At 36.2% G+C, this 19,288-nt stretch carries 16 protein-coding genes; 15 read left to right on the top strand and 1 reads right to left on the bottom strand.

What is annotated here, in order from left to right; translation table 11 throughout:
- Positions 1-176: 176 nt before the first annotated feature.
- The 15 genes from MKX62_RS17955 to MKX62_RS18025 all read left to right on the top strand — a co-directional run bounded on the left by MKX62_RS17955 (position 177) and on the right by MKX62_RS18025 (position 17,602).
- On the top strand, positions 177-2,420 hold the full coding sequence (locus MKX62_RS17955) for an AraC family transcriptional regulator (protein WP_340742002.1): 2,244 nt from the start codon (positions 177-179) through the stop codon (positions 2,418-2,420).
- A gap of 321 nt (positions 2,421-2,741) precedes the next feature.
- On the top strand, positions 2,742-3,686 hold the full coding sequence (locus MKX62_RS17960; RefSeq protein ID WP_255428686.1) for an ABC transporter permease: 945 nt from the start codon (positions 2,742-2,744) through the stop codon (positions 3,684-3,686).
- Positions 3,687-3,698: 12 nt separating this feature from the next.
- Positions 3,699-4,604, top strand: coding sequence for a carbohydrate ABC transporter permease (locus tag MKX62_RS17965; protein WP_187047594.1), 906 nt, complete (start codon positions 3,699-3,701; stop codon positions 4,602-4,604).
- A 102-nt stretch (positions 4,605-4,706) separates the two neighbouring features.
- Entirely contained in the window at positions 4,707-6,314 is a 1,608-nt protein-coding gene (locus MKX62_RS17970) for an extracellular solute-binding protein (RefSeq protein ID WP_340742003.1), read from the top strand.
- 289 nt (positions 6,315-6,603) lie between these two features.
- On the top strand, positions 6,604-7,686 hold the full coding sequence (locus tag MKX62_RS17975; RefSeq protein WP_187047596.1) for a Gfo/Idh/MocA family protein: 1,083 nt from the start codon (positions 6,604-6,606) through the stop codon (positions 7,684-7,686).
- Between the two features lie 100 nt (positions 7,687-7,786).
- Positions 7,787-8,770 carry a Gfo/Idh/MocA family protein gene (locus MKX62_RS17980; protein ID WP_340742004.1) on the top strand — a complete coding sequence of 328 codons (984 nt, stop codon included), beginning with the start codon at positions 7,787-7,789 and terminating at the stop codon, positions 8,768-8,770.
- Between the two features lie 191 nt (positions 8,771-8,961).
- The gene (locus MKX62_RS17985) at positions 8,962-10,014 is read left to right on the top strand and encodes a Gfo/Idh/MocA family protein (RefSeq protein WP_340742005.1); all 1,053 of its coding nucleotides are present in this window, start codon (positions 8,962-8,964) and stop codon (positions 10,012-10,014) included.
- Between the two features lie 35 nt (positions 10,015-10,049).
- On the top strand, positions 10,050-10,772 hold the full coding sequence (locus tag MKX62_RS17990) for a hypothetical protein (protein WP_187047599.1): 723 nt from the start codon (positions 10,050-10,052) through the stop codon (positions 10,770-10,772).
- Positions 10,769-11,743 carry a Gfo/Idh/MocA family protein gene (locus tag MKX62_RS17995; protein ID WP_187047600.1) on the top strand — a complete coding sequence of 325 codons (975 nt, stop codon included), beginning with the start codon at positions 10,769-10,771 and terminating at the stop codon, positions 11,741-11,743. The genes MKX62_RS17990 and MKX62_RS17995 overlap by 4 nt, the downstream gene beginning before the upstream one ends.
- Positions 11,744-11,795: 52 nt before the next feature.
- Positions 11,796-12,554, top strand: coding sequence for a sugar phosphate isomerase/epimerase family protein (locus tag MKX62_RS18000; protein ID WP_187047601.1), 759 nt, complete (start codon positions 11,796-11,798; stop codon positions 12,552-12,554).
- 351 nt (positions 12,555-12,905) lie between these two features.
- Positions 12,906-13,991 carry a Gfo/Idh/MocA family protein gene (locus tag MKX62_RS18005; RefSeq protein ID WP_340742006.1) on the top strand — a complete coding sequence of 362 codons (1,086 nt, stop codon included), beginning with the start codon at positions 12,906-12,908 and terminating at the stop codon, positions 13,989-13,991.
- Between the two features lie 185 nt (positions 13,992-14,176).
- Positions 14,177-15,145 carry a sugar phosphate isomerase/epimerase family protein gene (locus tag MKX62_RS18010; RefSeq protein WP_338652526.1) on the top strand — a complete coding sequence of 323 codons (969 nt, stop codon included), beginning with the start codon at positions 14,177-14,179 and terminating at the stop codon, positions 15,143-15,145.
- A gap of 102 nt (positions 15,146-15,247) precedes the next feature.
- Positions 15,248-16,114: a sugar phosphate isomerase/epimerase family protein gene (locus tag MKX62_RS18015; protein WP_338652525.1), complete on the top strand. Its 867-nt coding sequence runs from the start codon at positions 15,248-15,250 to the stop codon at positions 16,112-16,114.
- A gap of 183 nt (positions 16,115-16,297) precedes the next feature.
- Positions 16,298-16,489, top strand: coding sequence for a hypothetical protein (locus tag MKX62_RS18020; RefSeq protein ID WP_187047605.1), 192 nt, complete (start codon positions 16,298-16,300; stop codon positions 16,487-16,489).
- 129 nt (positions 16,490-16,618) lie between these two features.
- Positions 16,619-17,602 (top strand): Gfo/Idh/MocA family protein, encoded by a 984-nt coding sequence (locus tag MKX62_RS18025; RefSeq protein WP_340742007.1) that lies wholly within the window; start codon positions 16,619-16,621, stop codon positions 17,600-17,602.
- 318 nt (positions 17,603-17,920) lie between these two features.
- Here the strand turns inward: MKX62_RS18025 and MKX62_RS18030 are convergent, their stop codons facing one another.
- Positions 17,921-18,787: a Cof-type HAD-IIB family hydrolase gene (locus tag MKX62_RS18030; protein ID WP_340742008.1), complete on the bottom strand. Its 867-nt coding sequence runs from the start codon at positions 18,785-18,787 to the stop codon at positions 17,921-17,923.
- Positions 18,788-19,288 lie beyond the last annotated feature (501 nt).

Raw genomic sequence — 19,288 nt, forward strand, 5'->3', positions numbered from 1 at the left:
TTTGATAGTTCTCTATTATTTATTTAACTTTCTACCGATTCTCTTGATATTTGTAGGGTCTTCACTTATTGCGTATTCGCTTATGTGGTTCGCCTCTCAAGCATTCAAACAAATAGAAGGAAAGAAAGCAACCTAGAATATTTACAACTTTTTTGTACAGAAAGGAAGTTGAATATATGCATTGGCTTAAGAGGACAAAATCCCGATTATTATTTAAGTACATTGTGTCGTATTTATTAGTTTTCCTCATTCCTTTCATGTTAATGAGTGCATTTATTTATTATAGTTCGGTTTACAATTTACGAGAGGAAATCGAACAATCTAATATTAATAAATTGAAACAAGTAGAAAACATTACAAACGAACGGATAAAGGAGCTAGAAAAAATTGCGACAAATATAGCCTATGATCCCCGCTTGACACCGTACATGATGAAACATAATTATTACAGTGGAGAGGCAATTGAAGAGTTGAAAAAATATAAGTCAAACAGTTCAATTATTGAAGATTTGTTTGTTTATTACTATGAAAATGACCATATATATACCTTAAGTGGCTCCTTTTCGCTGGATACATTTACACAGAGAATGTATAAATTCGATAAAGAAGAACAAGAGAGCTTGATAAATGATTTATATATTACAAAGCCAATGTTAAAGACTGTTGGGAACGTAACGCTGAATAATGGTACGCAAGATCGTATAATTGCTTTCCTATACCCAATAGTTCCAAATAGTCTTTACCCTTACGGAACCGTTATGTATTTTATCAAAGAAAAGGTCCTGACAGATCTCACTCAAAACATATTAGGTAACTTTCAAGGAAATACGTATATTTTTGACGAGAATAATCAGAAGGTTGCATCTAGTATTAATGTACAGGAGATTAGTGAGGGGAATTTAAATTTAACAACTATTAATGATCAAGAGATAAGGAATGTAGAGATAAATGGAAAAGAGTACTCTCTCGTTTCTGTCAAATCAGAAATTAGTGGATGGACATTTATAACACTGATGGATACAGATCAGTTTCTTGAACGGGTTTTCCATATGCGAACATTTATCATCACAATTTTGATTTTCCTCCTTTTTGTTGGTATTATAATAGCTGTTTTATTTGGGAGTAAACAATATAAACCAATTCGAAAGTTATTTGAACTAACACAAAAAAACGACAAACAAAATGTGGAAATTATGGAGTTAAATGAATTCGAGAACATCGGAAATACAATTGCAAAGGCATTCCTAACGCATCAGAGTTTGAATGAAACAATCTTTTTACAAAAACCATTTGCAAAAGAGCAACTACTTATTAATTTACTGAAAGGTGATTTAAGGGATAACAAAGAAATAGATTCATTAATGCATGCGCTAAATGTTGTAATGAGGGATGATTGTTATTTTGTTACAATTGTATATTTCGATAAAATGAAAGAAAAAGAGAATTTTCTACAGCTATTATCGAAACTAACAATACAGGATGCCGCAGTACATGGAGTTGATTTGATTTATAATGATGCATTGGCATTAATTATAAGTATGAACCAAGATCCAAATAAAGCTGTCAATCAACGCCGAATACTTGTCTCACAAATCCAACAGTATATACAGGAAACTACTGTAATTAACCCTACTGTTGCAGTAGGGAAAATGTATGAGGAAAAAAGCTATATTAATCGATCTTATATTGAAGCACTTGCGGCAATAGAATATAAGTTTGCAGTACCACAGGGGAGTATCATTTATTTTGAGGAAATAAGTTCCCAGTCAGAACGGGGGTTGGGTTATCCAGTAGAAGACCAAATAAAGCTTGCCCAAAGTCTGAAGCAAGGGGATCATATAGTTGCAACAGAAACACTGCGCGACATGTTTACAAGACTTGCGAAAGAGGAATTGTCCATACAAGTTTTAAAATGTATCTGTTTTGATATTATCAATACGGTAATGAAAACGGCTTCTGAAATGGAATTAACGAAGTATATAGACGACTTCAATAGCATTGTAGATTTTAATTCTATAAAACAATTAGAAGAACAGCTTTGCGAAGTAGCCATAAAAATATGTAAAAAGGTTGAGAGTAAGAAGAGGTCAAATAATGAGGAATTGCGAAATGATGTTCTTGAATACATTAAAGTGAAATATAAAATGTTCGATTTAAGTCTGGAAAGCATAGCAATAAATTTTCATCTTACCTTACCTTATCTTAGCCGATTTATTAAAGATCAAACTGGTAGCACTTTTACGGAGTATGTATTGAAACTGCGCATGGAAGATGTAAAGAGAAAATTAAAGGACACGGATTGGCCAATTAAGAAAATTGTTCTCGATGTTGGCTACAAGGATGTATCAAATTTCACACGGAAATTCAGGGAGAGGGAAGGAATCCCACCTGGTGAATATCGTAAATTGAATAGAAAGTAATCAAATAACTCTAAAGTCCTTCGTATTGTGTGAGGGCTTTTTTTTTCGTTAATTTAAATGTAGGTTTAAGAACGGATTGGCAGTATGTGCTTCAGTTTCACTCTAAACATGACCTAAATCCTTATGTATTAAATCGACATATGAATATAAAATCGACATATCCATTTCATTATCAATCCCATGTCTCGCAAGTCTGAATTGCGTTACTACTCATCGCGGAAACAAGAATTAATAAAATCAACATATTGCTTACAAATTACATAACGAGCTAAGATGATGGTAGTTTCACATTAATGGATAAAGGAGGATATTTGAATGAGCATGAGTACAGCTACCCAACAAAAGGAAGCAAAATCAAAAAAAAAGCTTGGATCAAGTAAAATCCTACAGAATTGGCAATTATACATATTTATATTGCCAGCATTTTTATACTTTTTGATATTTCACTACATTCCAATGTATGGGGTGCAAATCGCATTTAAAGACTTTATTCCATCATTGGGTATATGGGGTAGTGAATGGGTAGGTTTCGAACATTTTATCCGATTTTTCGAGTCATATTATTTTTGGGATTTAATTAAGAATACATTAGGAATTAGCGTTTATGAGTTGATTGTAGGTTTCCCGTTACCAATTATTTTGGCACTAGCAATAAACGAAGCAAAAGATGGTTTATATAAACGAACTGTGCAAACGGTTACATATGCACCACACTTTATATCAATAGTCGTAATGACAGGGATGGTCATTGCATTCCTTGCCCCAACAACAGGCATAATAAATCATGCTATTCAATTACTTGGTTTTGAACCTATTTCTTTTATGACGGATCCAAAATGGTTTAAGACGGTCTATGTATTTTCGGGAGTATGGCAAAATGCAGGTTGGGGAACAATTATTTACTTGGCTGCTTTAGCCGGTGTTGATACACAGCAACATGAGGCGGCCATTGTAGATGGAGCTTCACGTTTACAACGAATATGGTATATAAACATTCCGGGGATATTCCCAACAATGGTTATTCTATTAATATTGAACGTCGGGAATATGTTAGCAATTGGCTTCGAGAAAATTTTATTATTACAAAATCCGCTTAACCTCGAATCCTCGAACGTTATCGCTACATTTGTTTATCAAGCTGGATTATTAGATGGCCAATATAGTTTTGCTTCTGCAGTTGGATTGTTCAATGCAGTTATTAATGCTATTTTACTCATTAGTGTAAACCAAATTGCGAAAAAAACGAGTGAAACAAGTCTATGGTGAGGAGGTAAGAATATGGGGGCAGTAATAAAAGAAACAAATAAAGACAAATTGTTCAATGTTTTTAACTATATTTTTCTTACACTGGCAGCGGTAGTAGTGTTGTATCCCTTGCTTTATATTGTTAGTGCATCAATAAGTGATCCCGCAGCTGTAAACTCAGGAACGATGTGGCTACTTCCTAAAGGGATAACATTTGACGGATACAAGTTAATTTTTGAAAATAGTGATATTTGGAGGGGATATCTTAATACTATTTTTTATACCGTACTCGGTACATTTATAAACTTAGCCATTACAATTCCAGCTGCTTATGCATTATCACGTAGAGATCTTGCAGGTAGAAATCTATTCATGGGTATGTTTGTTCTGACAATGTTTTTTGGTGGTGGATTGATTCCAACTTATTTAGTTGTTAAAAATTTAGGGCTTATTGATACAATTTGGGCGATGCTTTTACCTAATGCCGCTGCGGTTTATAATATAATAATTGCTCGTGTATTTTTCGAAGTTACGATTCCAAAAGAATTGGAAGAATCGGCAACTATTGATGGAGCCACCAATTTTAAAATGTTTTTTAAAGTTATACTACCATTATCGGCTCCAATAATAGCGGTTATGGCACTATTCTATGGGGTAGCACATTGGAATGGCTATTTCAACGCCTTAATCTATTTATCAGACAGAAATCTTTATCCGCTACAATTAGTATTAAGAGAAATACTGGTATTACAGGAAATGTCATCACAGAATATAAATATGTCAAGTAGTATGGCTGAGGTACTTCATAGTAAGCAACAACTAGCCTCTATTATCAAATATGGAGTTATGATTGTGTCTACCCTACCTATTATCATTATGTATCCATTTATGCAACGTCACTTCGTTAAAGGGGTCATGATTGGATCACTTAAAGGCTAGTTAAGATGAACGCATAAACATAGATGATATTTAGGGGGTGATGCGTATAAGGATTGAAGCAATTCTTGGGAAATAATAGTAGTTAAAAAAGGAGAATGGAGCATGAAAAAAACAATTACGTTACTTTTTGTAGCTATATTAACTATATTGATTATGGTAGCTTGCTCATCAGATAAAGGGGAAAAGGATAAAGATGCATCCAAAAGTACAAATGTTGAAGTAAATAAAACAGGATTTCCAATTGTTGAGGAAAAAATAAAGTTATCTATGATTGCACCAGGTATTGGCCTAGCTGAATGGAAAGACATGGCTACATTACAAGAATATGAGGAAATGACGAATATCTCTTTTGATTATGAAACACCTCCAATGAGCGACTTTAAAACAAAATTAAATTTGGCATTTGCTAGTGGAGGAATAGCAGATATTATATATGCAGCTGGAACAAATAATTTAACACCAGCTATGGAAACTGACTATGGAGAACAAGGGGTTTTATTACCTTTAGAAGACCTTATAGAAGAGTATGCTCCTAATCTGAAAAAAGTACTTGAAGAAAGACCGGATGTGAAAAAGTCTATTACTACAATCGATGGACATATTTATTCATTACCAGTGATTTCTAGTGGGCCAACATCTATCTGGTATAAAGGACCAATGTGGTATAACGGTAAATGGCTAAAAGCGTTGAATGTTAAAGAGTTACCGAAAACTACAGATGAGTTTTATGATCTATTAAAACGATTCAAAAACGAAGATCCCAATGGAAATGGAAAAGCAGATGAAATTCCATTGCTTGATGTAAAAATGGATGGCACTCGTGCATGGTTTCTAGGTGCTTTTGGCATGAAAGAACAGGGGGTTGAAGAAATTAATGGTAAAGTACGATATGCGCCGAAACTTCCGGAATATAAAGAGTATCTAACGTATATGAATAAGCTTTATGAGGAAAAACTATTAGACCCAGAGACATTCTCCCAATCCGATGAACAGAAAAAAGCAAAAGGACAAGCTAATAGAGTTGGGATATTCCCAGATTACTTTTCATTCTTTACAACAGGAGAAAAGGAAGAAGATGCAATGACTAATCCCATGTTTCAACCGTTAACTAGCCCCTTTTCGGATAAACCATTGGTACCACGCAGTCCGGGAATCAAAAGAGGGGCTTTCTCGATCTCAAGTGGGAATCAAAATCCAGAGGCTTCTATACGATGGATTGACTATTTCTATTCACCAGAGGGCTATGCATTTTTAAATATGGGTCCTAAGGGGGCACTTTGGGAATGGGCTGACGAAGAAGGAGGGGCTATAGTAAATCTTGATCCGCCAGAGGGCTATGAATCCTCAGAGGAATACCGTGGGACATTAACACCTGATTACGGAATTCCCGCACCTTCTTTAAGTGGTCCAGTAGAAGGGAAGAAGATATCAGAATTTGATAAGTTTATCGAGTCTGAAACTAATGGGAAAATCGATCCATTTGCAGAAGTACCTTTTCCACTTGTGTACTTAACGTCAGAAGAGCAGAAACAAGTTAACACAATTGAAATAGACCTACAATCGTATATTCAGCAAATGGAAGCAAAATTCATCACAGGTGTTGAGCCATTATCTAATTGGGATAAATATGTAAAAACAATCGAAGATATGAATATTGACAAGTACATTGAAATCTACCAGGTAGCTTATGATCGTTGGGCAGCAAGTTAAGTGAATTGATATAACTTGTAGTTCAAAGAGATGGAAAAGGTTAAAGTTTTCCTTTAGGAAAGGATTGAATATGACCAACTTCCAAATAAATAACAAAGCAAAGAATTAATCTGTTACCGAATTTTGAATAACGAGATATGGCCAGATTTAGATTGTCTGAATGAGGGGTTATTTTTGATGAAACCAAGTGCTGGCTGTTACTCATCTACACTGACATTGTAGATGAGTAGAGCGTTTGGGGATTTTGATTCGTAAGATTGGGAAAATAGGAAGTCCAAGGAGGAAAAAAATGATGGAAAAATTAAAACTGGGTATAGTTGGTTGTGGCGGAATTGCAAATGGGAAGCACCTCCCAAGCTTAAGTAAACTAAAGAACGTTGAACTTGTTGCATTTTGTGATATAGAACTAGATAAGGCTGAAAAAGCAGTTAAACAATATGGGACTGAAAATGCTAAGGTTTATGAGAATTATCAAGAATTATTAAAAGATGATTCAATTGATGTTATTCATGTTTTAACTCCAAATATCTCTCATGCAGAAATTTCAATTGCTTCAATGGAAGCAGGGAAGCACGTTTTATGTGAAAAACCAATGGCTAAAACATCTGAAGAAGCGCGACGAATGGTTGAAGTAGCTAAACGAACTGGTAAAAAGCTCACAATTGGTTATGACAATCGCTTTAGGCCTGATAGTCAGAGCTTGCATAAAATTACAAGACGTGGTGACCTAGGAGACATTTACTTTGCCAAAGCACATGCAATTCGTAGACGTGCTGTGCCGACTTGGGGAGTGTTCCTCGATGAGGAGAAGCAAGGTGGCGGTCCGCTAATTGATATTGGGACACATGCACTTGATCTAACATTATGGATGATGGATAATTATAAGCCGAAATCTGTAATGGGTAATGTTTATCATGTATTGGGTAAAAACGAAAATGCTGCAAATGCTTGGGGACCTTGGGATCCTGAAAAATTCAAAGTTGAAGACTCTGCATTTGGCTTTATTACAATGGAAAATGGTGCAACAATTACCTTAGAAGCAAGTTGGGCATTAAATACACTTGATGTTGATGAAGCTAAATGTTCCCTAAGTGGTTCAAAAGGTGGGGCAGATATGAAAAATGGTCTGCGTATTAATGGAGAAGACATGGGCAACTTGTATACTAGAAATGTAGAATTAGGTGCAGGTGGTGTTGCTTATTATGACGGCGCATCAGAAAGCAATGCCGATCTTGAAGCGCGTTTATGGATTGACTGCATTATTAATGACACAGAACCAACTGTTAAACCAGAAGAAGCTTTTGTTGTGACGCAAATTTTAGAAGCAATTTATGAGTCTGCTAAAACTGGTAAAGCTGTTTATTTCGACTAATAAGTATCTGTATTAAAATGGCGAGATTTGAAAGCGAGTACATTTAGCTTATGAAGTATTTATGTTTTAAATATAAAATATAGAAAAGTGAGTGATAAAAATGATTAAAGTAGCCTTATTAAGTAGATGGCATGTACACGCTGATGACTATGCTGGTAATGTTAAAGAAAACGACAACATGTCGATTGAAGTTGTTTGGGATGAAGAAGTCGAACGGGGAGAAGGCTGGGCAAATGAGCTAAATGTTCCATTTGAACAAGACTTGGAAGTTGTTTTAGCTAATCCAGATATTGATGCAGTCATCGTAAATACACCAACAAATATGCACAAAGAAGTTATCATTGCTGCAGCGAAACATAAAAAACATATTTTCACTGAAAAGGTTTTAGCATTTACGGTTCAGGACGCTGAAGAGATATATGCAGCCGTTCAAGAAGCTGGCGTCAAGCTAATGGTTTCTTTACCGAGACTAACTGATAATAACTTCCTATATGCTGAGAAATCAATTAATGAAGGTTGGATAGGAAAAGTTACAATGGTTCGTTGTCGTTTCGCTCATAACGGTGGCGTAGCGCCAGAAGGACAAGAAAATGGATGGTTGCCTGCACGTTTCTATGATAAGAAACAAACTGGTGGGGGGGCTATGATTGACCTTGGCGCACATCCAATCTATTTGACGAATCGCTTAGCTGGAAAAGCAGCAGGTGTTTATGCACGTCTTCATAAAGCAAACAGTACAACTGTAGATGATAATTCTGCACTATTAGTAGATTATGAGTCGGGAGCACTTGGTATTATTGAAACAAGTTTTGTGTCAAATGGCAGCCCGTTCCAGTTGGAGGTATATGGAACGGAAGGGACGTTACGTATTAGTGATGATAAAATTCACATCAATAGTGCCAATATAAAATCACAAGACTTAACAGAAGTATTACCGGCATTACCAATGCCAATGGTGCAGTGGGTTAATGCGATTAAAACAGGGGCACCACCAACGATTACGAAAGAAGATGTCATTAATTTAACACTAATTAATGAAGCGGCAGTGAAATCTCATGATGAAGGACGTCGGATTGAGTTGTAATGCATTTCAAGTGAAATATTGAACTGTTATGTGGAACTGAAAATAGCTAATTATATAATTGAAACAAGAAAAAATAGTATGTTAAGAATTAGGGAGTATGACCAGCAAAATTAGTTATAAACTAAGTTTATAAAACCTTGCTGATCATCTCTCTTTTTTATTTTATTTACATTTTCAAGGGAGTAGATTATATGTTGAAAGTTGGAGTTATTGGGGTAGGTTCAATATCGGAGATGCATCTTACACCGTATTCTCAAAATAAGGAAGTAGAGTTAGTCGCATTATGTGATATTCATGAAGAGCGCTTAGTTGAGAAAGGTAAGTTATTTGGTGTTAACCAGTTATACACTAATTATCAGGAACTATTAAATAATCAGGGAATTGACGCTGTAAGTATTTGTACGTGGAACAACACGCATGCAGAAATTGCTATTACTGCGCTCGAAGCTGGTAAACACGTCTTAGTTGAAAAACCATTAAGTATGACTGTCGAAGAAGCATTTGCAGTTGAGGCTGCAGCTAAAAAGTCTGGAAAAACTGTACAAGTTGGTTTTGTCAGACGACATGCAGATAATGTGAAAATTTTAAAGGCATTTATCGATAATGATGAGCTTGGTGAAATATATTATGCAAAAGCATCATACTTGAGACGATTGGGAAATCCAGGTGGTTGGTTTAGTGATCAAACAAAATCAGGCGGCGGTCCGTTGATAGACCTGGGCGTTCATGTAGTTGATATTATGTGGTATTTAATGGGGAAACCGCGACCCGTTTCAGTAAGTGGAAATACATACCATAGGCTTGGCAATCGTAGTCATATTGAAAATCTATCATCTTATCAAGCAGCAGACTATAATCCAACATTAAATGATGTAGAAGATCTAACAAATGCACTCATCCGTTTTGAAAATGGAGCATCACTTTTTGTTGATGTTAGTTTTACACTACACGCTAAGGAGGATGAAACGTCGGTTAAACTATATGGAGACAAGGGCGGGGCTGAAATTGAGCCTGCATTAGCACTTGTTTTGGAGAAGAATAATACAATCTTGAATGTTACTCCTCAAATTGACAATTTAGGTTTTGACTTTGTAAAATCATTCGCAAATGAAATCAATCATTTTGTAGAATGCTGTCAATCTGGCCATGAAACAATTGCACCTATAGCTGATGGTGTCGAAGTAATGAAAATGCTTAATGCAATTTATGAATCCGCAAAAATAGGTAAAGAAGTTTATTTATAAGGGGACTTTAGTAATAAAGTAGGAGGCTCTTTAAATTGATGAAAATGATATTCAGTAGATTTGACAGGATCGACTTTAGAACGACTTTAGAAAATGTAAGTGTTTTGGAGTCTGCTGAACAATTAAGAGAAAATGAAAATGGCGAAGCGATTATCGTCCTAGCAGCTACAGTTGAAAACTTGCAAGCAGTAAAGAATCATGCACACCAAGTTTATATTCCATCAAATCTGATAACAACCAACAATCAAAATCTGGATTCGAGTGTTTATTTTGATTTAGAAAACTATCCATTTTACCAAAAGGCGAAAGAGATTATTAGTAAAGAAGATAAACGTAAAGGTGTTTTTCGCTTTAGACGCACTGTGAAGCATGTTGAAGATGTTTCATTACTTGCGGGAGATTTATATGTGTTATCAGCACTTTTAGGTGAGCCACAAGATGTTCATGTAAAACGGACTGATCAAACTGTAACCCCGGCTTATATCATTATTATGTTGTATTTCGGTAGCGGAACAATGGCTCATATTGAGTATACGGTTACTGATCAGGAACGAATTGAGTTTGAATGGAGTGGGATTAATACTATTATTGAATTTGACAGTGATGAAATGAGACCAGTCCGACCTGGAAGTAAGACGGCATTGCCGTTAACCTATTCAGTTGATTCCATTTTAGCTACAGCATACAAAGTTGATCAGGCGCTTATTGATCGAATGAATCATCTTGGATTGCTTGTCGATGGAGGTGCAACTAAATGAAAATAGGTATGATGAGTTTCGCACATATGCACGCATATAGTTATGCAGAGGGGTTAAAGAACATACCCAATGTTGAATTAGTTGGTATCTATGATGATAACGTTGAAAGAGGACAAGAAGTCGCGGTGAACTATAATACAATACATTACAGTGATCAAGCAGACTTCTTAGCACAAGAAATGGATGCCGTCATTATTTGCAGTGAAAACAATCGACATAAAGAAATGGTTTTGAACGCAGCAAAGGCAAAGAAACATATCTTGTGTGAAAAGCCAATTGCAACCAATCTTGATGATGCTACAGAAATGATTCAAGTTTGCGAAGACAATAATGTTACTTTACAAATCGCTTACCCAGTAAGATTTAGCTCACCAATTAGAGAATTGAAAGAGATGATAGATAAAGGGGAACTCGGTGATATTGTCGCATTTCGTTCAACAAACCGTGGCCAAAATCCTGGAGGCTGGTTTATTGATGAAGAGCAATCAGGTGGTGGGGCTGTACTCGACCATACTGTTCATATGCTTGATATTATGCGTTGGTATTTAAATGAAGAAGTAACCGAGGTAAGAGCGTTTGTCGATTCTTATTTTCATGATGTTGACATTGATGATGCAGGGATTCTTACGTTTGAATTTAACAATGGTGTGATAGCTTCCCATGATGCCAGTTGGTCACGCTTTACTGAATACCCAACATGGGGTGACGCAACAATTGAAGTGATTGGAACGAAACAAACAGTAAAAGTTGACGCGTTTAAAGAGCACTTTAGAATGTTTGGTAGTGGTAGCAAGTCTTTAGAGCACGTGTTTTTTGGAAATGATATGGACTATGGTTTGATTCTTGATTTCGTAAACTGTGTGAAAGAAGGCAGGGAACCCTCCATTACCGGCTATGATGGACTCAAATCACTCGAAGTGTCGCTAGCAGCATATCAATCAAGTGAATTGAAAAGGGCTATTAAGTTATAAGTAACAGGATATAACTAATGAGTAAATGTGGAATTTGAAGGAGGAGAAAGTAATGGGGAAGTTAGGATTACAATTGTATTCAATTAAAGATGCAGCTGAACAAGATTTACTTGGTGTACTTGAGCAAGTTGCTAATATGGGGTATGAAGGTGCTCAATTTGCAGGTTTCTTTGACCATACAGCAAAAGATGTAAAAGCTAAAATGGATGAAGTAGGAATCAAGGCAGCAGGTGCACATATTCAAATTGAGGAATTACAAGATGATGTTGATGGTTTACTACGTTATCATGAAGGTATAGATAATCGTCTACTGATTTGTCCATATCTACCAGAAAACATGCGGACAACTGAGGATGATTATAAACGGACAGCTGAATTGTTTAATAATTTGGGTGAGAAAGTAGCTAAAGCAGGTTTTTCATTTGGCTATCATAATCACGCATTTGAATTTGATTTATTTAATGGGAAATCAGGTTTTGAACTATTATATGAAAATACGAATCCGCAATATGTGAAAATGGAGTTAGATTGTTTTTGGGCTGCACATGCTGGGAACAGTCCAGTTGAAATAATAAAAAAGTATGCAGATCGCTGTGTTTCGTTACATATTAAAGATCTAAAGCTTGTTAATAGTAAGCCTGTTTCAACTGAAATTGGTACAGGAACACTTGATATTGCCCAGTTTTTAGAAGCGGGTAGAGAACATAAAGTTGACTGGTTTGTTATTGAACAAGAAGACTTTACAGGTGACCCAGTAGAAAGTGCAGCACAAAATGCTAAAGAACTAAGGAGAATTAGTGAAAAATCATAAATGTGAAGAAAGGTTATGCAAGTATAACGATACTCCGACCATTTTTCTATATGGAGATCAATTTAGCTCCATGAAAAAGTCTGTTGCTTTAAGGAAATGAATAACTCTATTATAGCTGATAATAAAAGAGTCTAAACGAAGAATAGGTTGTTGAAAATAATATTGAATGTATCTTATATGAACGATATCAAACTGATCAAATAAATTGATAAATAGTGTGCATTGACTATGCTCGACTACTTCAATAAAATTGTTTTGGTTTTCTATTGGACATAAAAATATAGATTTTAAAAACTGAATATATAGAATTGCTAATTTCGTAATTAGTATAATAATCTGGAGGATTAAGTGATGACAAAAGTAATTAAAATAGGCATTATTGGCAGTGGTGGAATTGCAGTCAGTCATGCAAAAGCTTATCAAGCAATGGCAGGTGTTCAGATTGTAGGGGTGGCAGATGTTGTACCAGGAAAGGCACAGGAATTCATTAATAACTTAGCGATTGAGGATGCCCAAGCATTTGAAAATCATAAACAAATGCTCGATCTAGATATAGATGGTGTTAGTATTTGCACCCCAAATATTTTTCATCATATGACAAGTATTGATGCATTGCAAGCCGGAAAACATGTACTTGTCGAAAAGCCTTTAGCAGTCACACTTGATCAAGGAATTGAAATGGTTCAAGTAGCGAAAAAGACAGGGAAAATGCTCTCTGTTGGTTTTCAACCACGATATGATCCAAATATGCAAAAGGTAACAAACATTGTTCAGTCTGGCCAGCTTGGAGACATCTACTATGTAGAAGTAGGGGGAGGACGCCGTCGCGGGATGCCAGGTGGCACGTTTATTAATAAAGCATTGGCGGGTGTAGGAGCTATGGGTGATATAGGAACATACTCGCTTGACTTAGCGCTAAATGCATTAGGTCATCCAAAGCCGCTAACAGTCTCGGCATATACATCGAATCATTTTGGGAAGAATCCGATTTATCATCCTGAAGCGGATAAGTTCGAAGTAGAAGATTTTGGTGTTGCCATGATTCGTTTAGAAGGCGGTATGGTACTTAACTTTAAAATATCTTGGGCAATGCATATGGATACATTAGGGCCTACGATTTTTCTTGGAAAAGATGCTGGTTTAAAGTTAATGCCTGCAGGTAGTGGACCCTGGAGTGGGGTTTGGGATGGAGGAATTGGATCAATTAGCATGTTTCATGATGTGGATAGTCATCAAACAGAAACAGCTATTCCTCTACAAGTACATGACATCAACATTTTTGATGCGAAAGTACGCGATTTTGTTGTTGCTATCAAAGAAGATAAACCTGCACCAATTCCAGGGGAAGAAATCCTAATCAACCAAGCAATCATTGATGGTATTTTCAGGTCTTCTGAAAAAGGAAAGGAAGTAGATATTCATATTCCGGTATTATAAATTGGATCCGTTATAAGGCCACTATTTAGACGAATTAAAGAACTTAAGAGAAATATAGACTGCCTTTTTCCTAACAGTAACAGGATATAAGCAGTCTATACTTCTAAAATAAATGTATTAGTTTACAGTTATTTCAGCACAAAAGTTATCTACCTATGCGACTAAAATTGGGAGGGAAAATAATTATGAAATTAGGAGTCTTTGCAGTACTATTTGCGGGGAAAACATTTGAAGAAATGCTAGATTATGTGCAAATAGCTGGATTGCACGGGGTAGAGATTGGTACAGGTGGATATCCAGGTAATGCCCATTGTAATTTAGATGAATTACTTGGGAGTGAAGATAAAAGAAAAGAATATATTGATCACGTGCATTCACGTGGTTTAACCATTAGTGCGTTTAGTTGTCATGATAATCCTGTTTCGCCCAATAAAGAAATTGCCCGAAATGCACATGAGACATTTACCAAAACGGTAAGATTGGCAAAATTATTAGATGTGCCTGTTGTTAATACCTTTTCTGGGACACCCGGGTCTCATCCAGATTCGAAATATTCAAATTGGCCAATATCTCCATGGCCATCGGAATATTCCGATATTTATAAATGGCAATGGGAAGAAAAGTTGATTCCTTATTGGAAAGAACAGGGTAAATTTGCCGAAGATCATGGTGTAAAGATTGGCTTAGAGCTACATGGTGGGTTTTCAGTTCATACACCATACACGATGCTGAAATTGAGAGATGCTACAAACAATTCTATCGGTGCTAACTTGGATCCGAGTCATCTCTGGTGGCAGGGTATTGATCCAGTAGCAGCGATTAAGATTTTGGGTAAAGAAAATGCAATTCATCATTTCCATGCAAAAGATACCTTTATTGACCAGGAAAATGTAAACATGCACGGATTAACTGATATGCAGTCTTATGGAGAGGTACAAAGTCGAGCATGGACATTCAGGTCTGTTGGATGTGGACATAGTATTCAAGAGTGGTCAGATATGATGAGTGCTCTGCGAACATATGGGTATGATTATGTTGTGAGCATTGAACATGAGGATCCATTGATGTCGATTGAAGAAGGATTTTCGCGCGCAGTAAAGAATTTGAAGTCAGTCTTAATTGAAGAGCAACCTACTGATATGTGGTGGGCATAGAATATTTTATTGCAAGCATTATTTTTGACTAAAGATTTAACTAACATATACCAAAATTTCTAGACTAGCCCCGCTATACTACTATAGAAGGAGATGCTTATTATGAAAGTTGGTTTAAGTTCTTACAGTCTATATGGAATATTGAAAAGTAAGGAAATGTCAATTATTGAGGCGATCCAATGGGTAGCTGATCAGGGGGGAGAGCATATTGAAATTGTCCCGAATCTTGGTTTTAAACTTGAAGATAATCCAGCATTAGTTGATGCTATTCGAGAGAAAGCTAGTGTTGTTGGGATTGATATTTCTAATTATGCGATTGGAGCTAATTTTATCACAGAAGGTGAAGAAGCTTTTCAAACAGAAATTGAGCGAGTTAAAAAAGAAGTAGATATTGCTAATCGTCTTGGGGTAAAATTCATGCGCCATGATGTAGCGTCACTACCTATTTCCGACTCAACAATCAAACAATTCGAATCTGACTTACCTAAGCTAACAAAAGCTTGTCAAATAGTTGCAGATTATGCTGGGAAATATGGAATTACAACTAGTGTAGAAAATCATGGCTTTTTTATTCAAGCAAGTGATCGAGTACAGTCGTTAATAAATCATGTAAATCGTTCTAACTTTAAAACAACATTAGATGTTGGGAACTTTATGTGTGTAGATGAAGATCCAGTATCTGCTGTTAAGAAAAACATCTCATATGCATCTGTAGTACATATCAAGGACTTTTATCTGAGACAAGCACATCTTTATCCTGGAGAAGGCTGGATGCAAACAACATCAGGTAATTATTTAAGAGGTTCAATTGTGGGTCATGGGGATATTAATATGAGAGAAGTTATCAAAGTTATTAAAGAGTCAGGTTTTAACGGCTATATATCAGTTGAATTTGAAGGAATAGAAGAGTGTAAACAAGCTTCGAAAATGGGTATGGATAATGTACGTCGTTTATGGGACGAAGCTTGAATAGAACAGTGGATAAAGCAATAGGAGATCACTGAGAGTTCAGTTGGAAATGTTAAGAAAAGTATTGTAGGTACTGCTCCTGTAATTAGTCAATGCAAGAAGGGATTGTGAGTCGTAAAACTTCACCGAATGACATTCTATTGAAATAACTTAGTTTGTTAAAGTAATAGAAGAGAGTGAATTTTGAGGTGTATCAAAAATAAAACAAATTGTTTAAGCTCATTGGCAGATGTGTCAGCAGATAAGGAAATTTTTGATCTACCTATTCATAAAGCTTCTGCTCATTTAAATGAAACAAGGTTAGAAATGCTGGTTGTTAGAGTGGAAATAATTGAATTGCTAGAAGCAGCGCCATACGAGAAAAAGGCAATTTAACAAGCCAGCCAGTGGCGCCACAGTTCAATCAATTCAAACTTGCCATAACGCAGAAAATCCCTAATTCGATTTCCGCTAAACCAGTGATTACTATAGAAGGAATAAAATCAAGTTAATGGGGGAGTTATATTGACTATAAATGTAGGGATTATTGGAACAGGTTACTTCAGCATATTCCATGCAAAGATTTTATCGGGTTTAGCAGGTGTCAAAATAACACCTATATATGGGACAAGTATAGAAAAAGCGGAGTCAATGGCATCAAAGTTTACGCATGCGAGAGGGTATAACAATTTGGAAGGTATGCTGGACGCCATTCACTTGGATGCTGTCTATATTTGTGTCCCGCCAATGGCACATGGAGAGATAGAACTGGAATTAATTAAGCGAGGAATTCCGTTTTTTGTGGAGAAACCATTGAGTCAAGACAATGAAACACCTTTAACTATATTTACGGAGATCAAACAAAAGTCTTTGCTTACATCAGTAGGCTATCATTATCGCTATAGTGATTCGATTTCGCATTTAAAAAGTATACTAAATGACCAGAATATCGGTATTGTCCTTGGGCAGTATATGGGGAGTATGCCAAAAGTGCCGTGGTGGCGAAATCAAGCTAGTTCCGGGGGACAATTTATCGAACAGACAACGCATATTGTCGATTTACTTCGCTATATTTGTGGGGAAGTCGAAGAAGTTTATGCGGTATTTGGTAGCCAGATTCTTTCTACGCAAGACGAATCTGTCACAGTTGCGGATGTAGGAACGGTAACCATGAAACTACGTAATGGGATTGTAGCTAATATATCGAATACTTGTATACTCCCAGAAAGCGTTGGGAAATCGGGAATCACCTTATTTACAAATCAAGGAATGGTAGATTGGTCACCCAAACGTTTAGAGATTAAGATGAAAGGGTCTACAGCAGACTATATCGACACGGTTAATCCTTATCAAACAGAAAATGAAGTATTTATCAATGCAGTACGCACAGGTGACCCATCTAGAATTTTGTCAGACTACGGAGATGCTTATAAGACGCATAAAGTAACCACGGCTGCGTTAGAATCGGCAATAAAAGGATCACCTGTGAAATTGAGCAATGCATTTTGAGTTAAAAAATAGATGATTGCTATGTATCGATAAAAAACAACAAAGAAACTCCTCTATAATTAGATAGACAATCGAAGAGGGGGATTTTGATAGATAAAGGAACTATAAGTTTTTCGATATGGAACAGTGTCTATGTCCATCTGTCGGCTTCTTCGAGTTGCCTAAGAATTGATGGCAATGGACAAGATTGCCCTTTCCATCAATTCCTCCAGCGCTTTCGCAATAAGGAGCGATTGAACGGCATCCCTCCTTATTGCGAAAGGATGTCGTGAACTAAGGCTACGTTCAAATATAACGGTGCCTTACGACTTACTTAATTTAAGGTTGACGTTGCAGAATAGCTTCAATTGCTAATCCAACACCATCATGTTCATTTGTTGTTGTGATTTCAGTGCAAGCAGCTTTAATTGCTGCTGGAGCATTACCCATAGCTACAGCGCGTCCTGCAAGTACCATCATTGATAAATCATTATAGCTATCACCAATTACCATAACATTTTCCATTGAAATCCCTTTACTCTTGGCGTATGTTTCAACTGCTATTCCTTTTTGCGCATTGATATTTGTAATCTCGAGATTTCCCGCTCCAGATGAACTGATAGCAAGTCCAGGCAATAACTGAAGAGCTTCTCTAGCTTTATCCAAATTCAGTCTATTAAAGGACGTTCCAAATACTTTATAAATTTCACTTCCACGTTGGTTTATCAGCTCTTTGTAAGAATCAACTTGGCGGATATAACCTTGTTCTACTCTATCCATTACTTCTTGTCGAATTTTATCTACGACGGGGATCTGGTTAGCTGCCTCAGCAAGTTGAATGAAAGTATCGATTTGATCTTCAATACTATTAATATAAATGAGCGTATCAATATATAATTGATAATCGATTGTGTGAGTATCCAAAATAGATGTGATTTTTGTGATGTCATTTTCGACTATATGGGTTGCGGAAATCAATTCCCCAAACGCATCTCTAATTTCTGCGCCATTAAGACAAATGTATGAAAGATTCAATCCACTATCCCTAACAGGACCATAGGCTTCTGAGAAACCTCTTCCAGTAGCGATTACAACCTCAATTCCATTTGACTGCGCAGCTAAAATTGCTTGTTTGTTTCTAGTACTGATGCTGTGGTCAGGGCTTAATATTGTTCCATCCATATCAATTGCAATTAGGTGTATCATAATTGTCCCCTTTCTTATACATAGAGACTGATAATACCAATGAATGCGATAAATATCAACTTGCCTGTTCGACAGAGTTTTTCTTGTCCTAGCGAAATAATTATTATCAAAATTAAGAAGCTTCCAATGGAATGATTGAAAATGCCCGACAATGAATTTATGAATTAGTATGGAATCTATAGTGAATCGAAATAAGCCAACTTAACGGGTAGTTTTGAGATAACCATTGATGAATTTTTTTGCAAATTATGTTCGTCTGCAGAAAATGGAAAACGTGCAAAGAATCACTGGGGAAGCTCGTCAATCGATATGGAATTTGTCTAATGGCAGCAGACACTAGTTCTATATTTGATTTATAGAAAAGAGATTACATTGCTCAGTATTTGGGCGAAAAGTAGGGCGGTTTAGCTCGAATTCATGCGGCCAAAGGCAATTGGAAAAACCTCGAAGAAAAATTGAACTTTTCACACTCAAACAATGCTGTCTGTCTATTCTACTAAA

Source organism: Sporosarcina sp. FSL K6-5500 (assembly GCF_038005665.1).
Taxonomy (GTDB): domain Bacteria; phylum Bacillota; class Bacilli; order Bacillales_A; family Planococcaceae; genus Sporosarcina; species Sporosarcina psychrophila.

Coding starts and splice junctions, on each gene's coding strand:
- MKX62_RS17955 (WP_340742002.1), top strand. CDS start 177: ATGCATTGGCTTAAGAGGACAAAATCCCGATTATTATTTAAGTACATT.
- MKX62_RS17985 (WP_340742005.1), top strand. CDS start 8,962: ATGTTGAAAGTTGGAGTTATTGGGGTAGGTTCAATATCGGAGATGCAT.
- MKX62_RS17975 (WP_187047596.1), top strand. CDS start 6,604: ATGATGGAAAAATTAAAACTGGGTATAGTTGGTTGTGGCGGAATTGCA.
- MKX62_RS18005 (WP_340742006.1), top strand. CDS start 12,906: ATGACAAAAGTAATTAAAATAGGCATTATTGGCAGTGGTGGAATTGCA.
- MKX62_RS18030 (WP_340742008.1), bottom strand. CDS start 18,787: ATGATACACCTAATTGCAATTGATATGGATGGAACAATATTAAGCCCT.
- MKX62_RS18010 (WP_338652526.1), top strand. CDS start 14,177: ATGAAATTAGGAGTCTTTGCAGTACTATTTGCGGGGAAAACATTTGAA.
- MKX62_RS17970 (WP_340742003.1), top strand. CDS start 4,707: ATGAAAAAAACAATTACGTTACTTTTTGTAGCTATATTAACTATATTG.
- MKX62_RS18015 (WP_338652525.1), top strand. CDS start 15,248: ATGAAAGTTGGTTTAAGTTCTTACAGTCTATATGGAATATTGAAAAGT.
- MKX62_RS18000 (WP_187047601.1), top strand. CDS start 11,796: ATGGGGAAGTTAGGATTACAATTGTATTCAATTAAAGATGCAGCTGAA.
- MKX62_RS17965 (WP_187047594.1), top strand. CDS start 3,699: ATGGGGGCAGTAATAAAAGAAACAAATAAAGACAAATTGTTCAATGTT.
- MKX62_RS17980 (WP_340742004.1), top strand. CDS start 7,787: ATGATTAAAGTAGCCTTATTAAGTAGATGGCATGTACACGCTGATGAC.
- MKX62_RS17995 (WP_187047600.1), top strand. CDS start 10,769: ATGAAAATAGGTATGATGAGTTTCGCACATATGCACGCATATAGTTAT.
- MKX62_RS17960 (WP_255428686.1), top strand. CDS start 2,742: ATGAGTACAGCTACCCAACAAAAGGAAGCAAAATCAAAAAAAAAGCTT.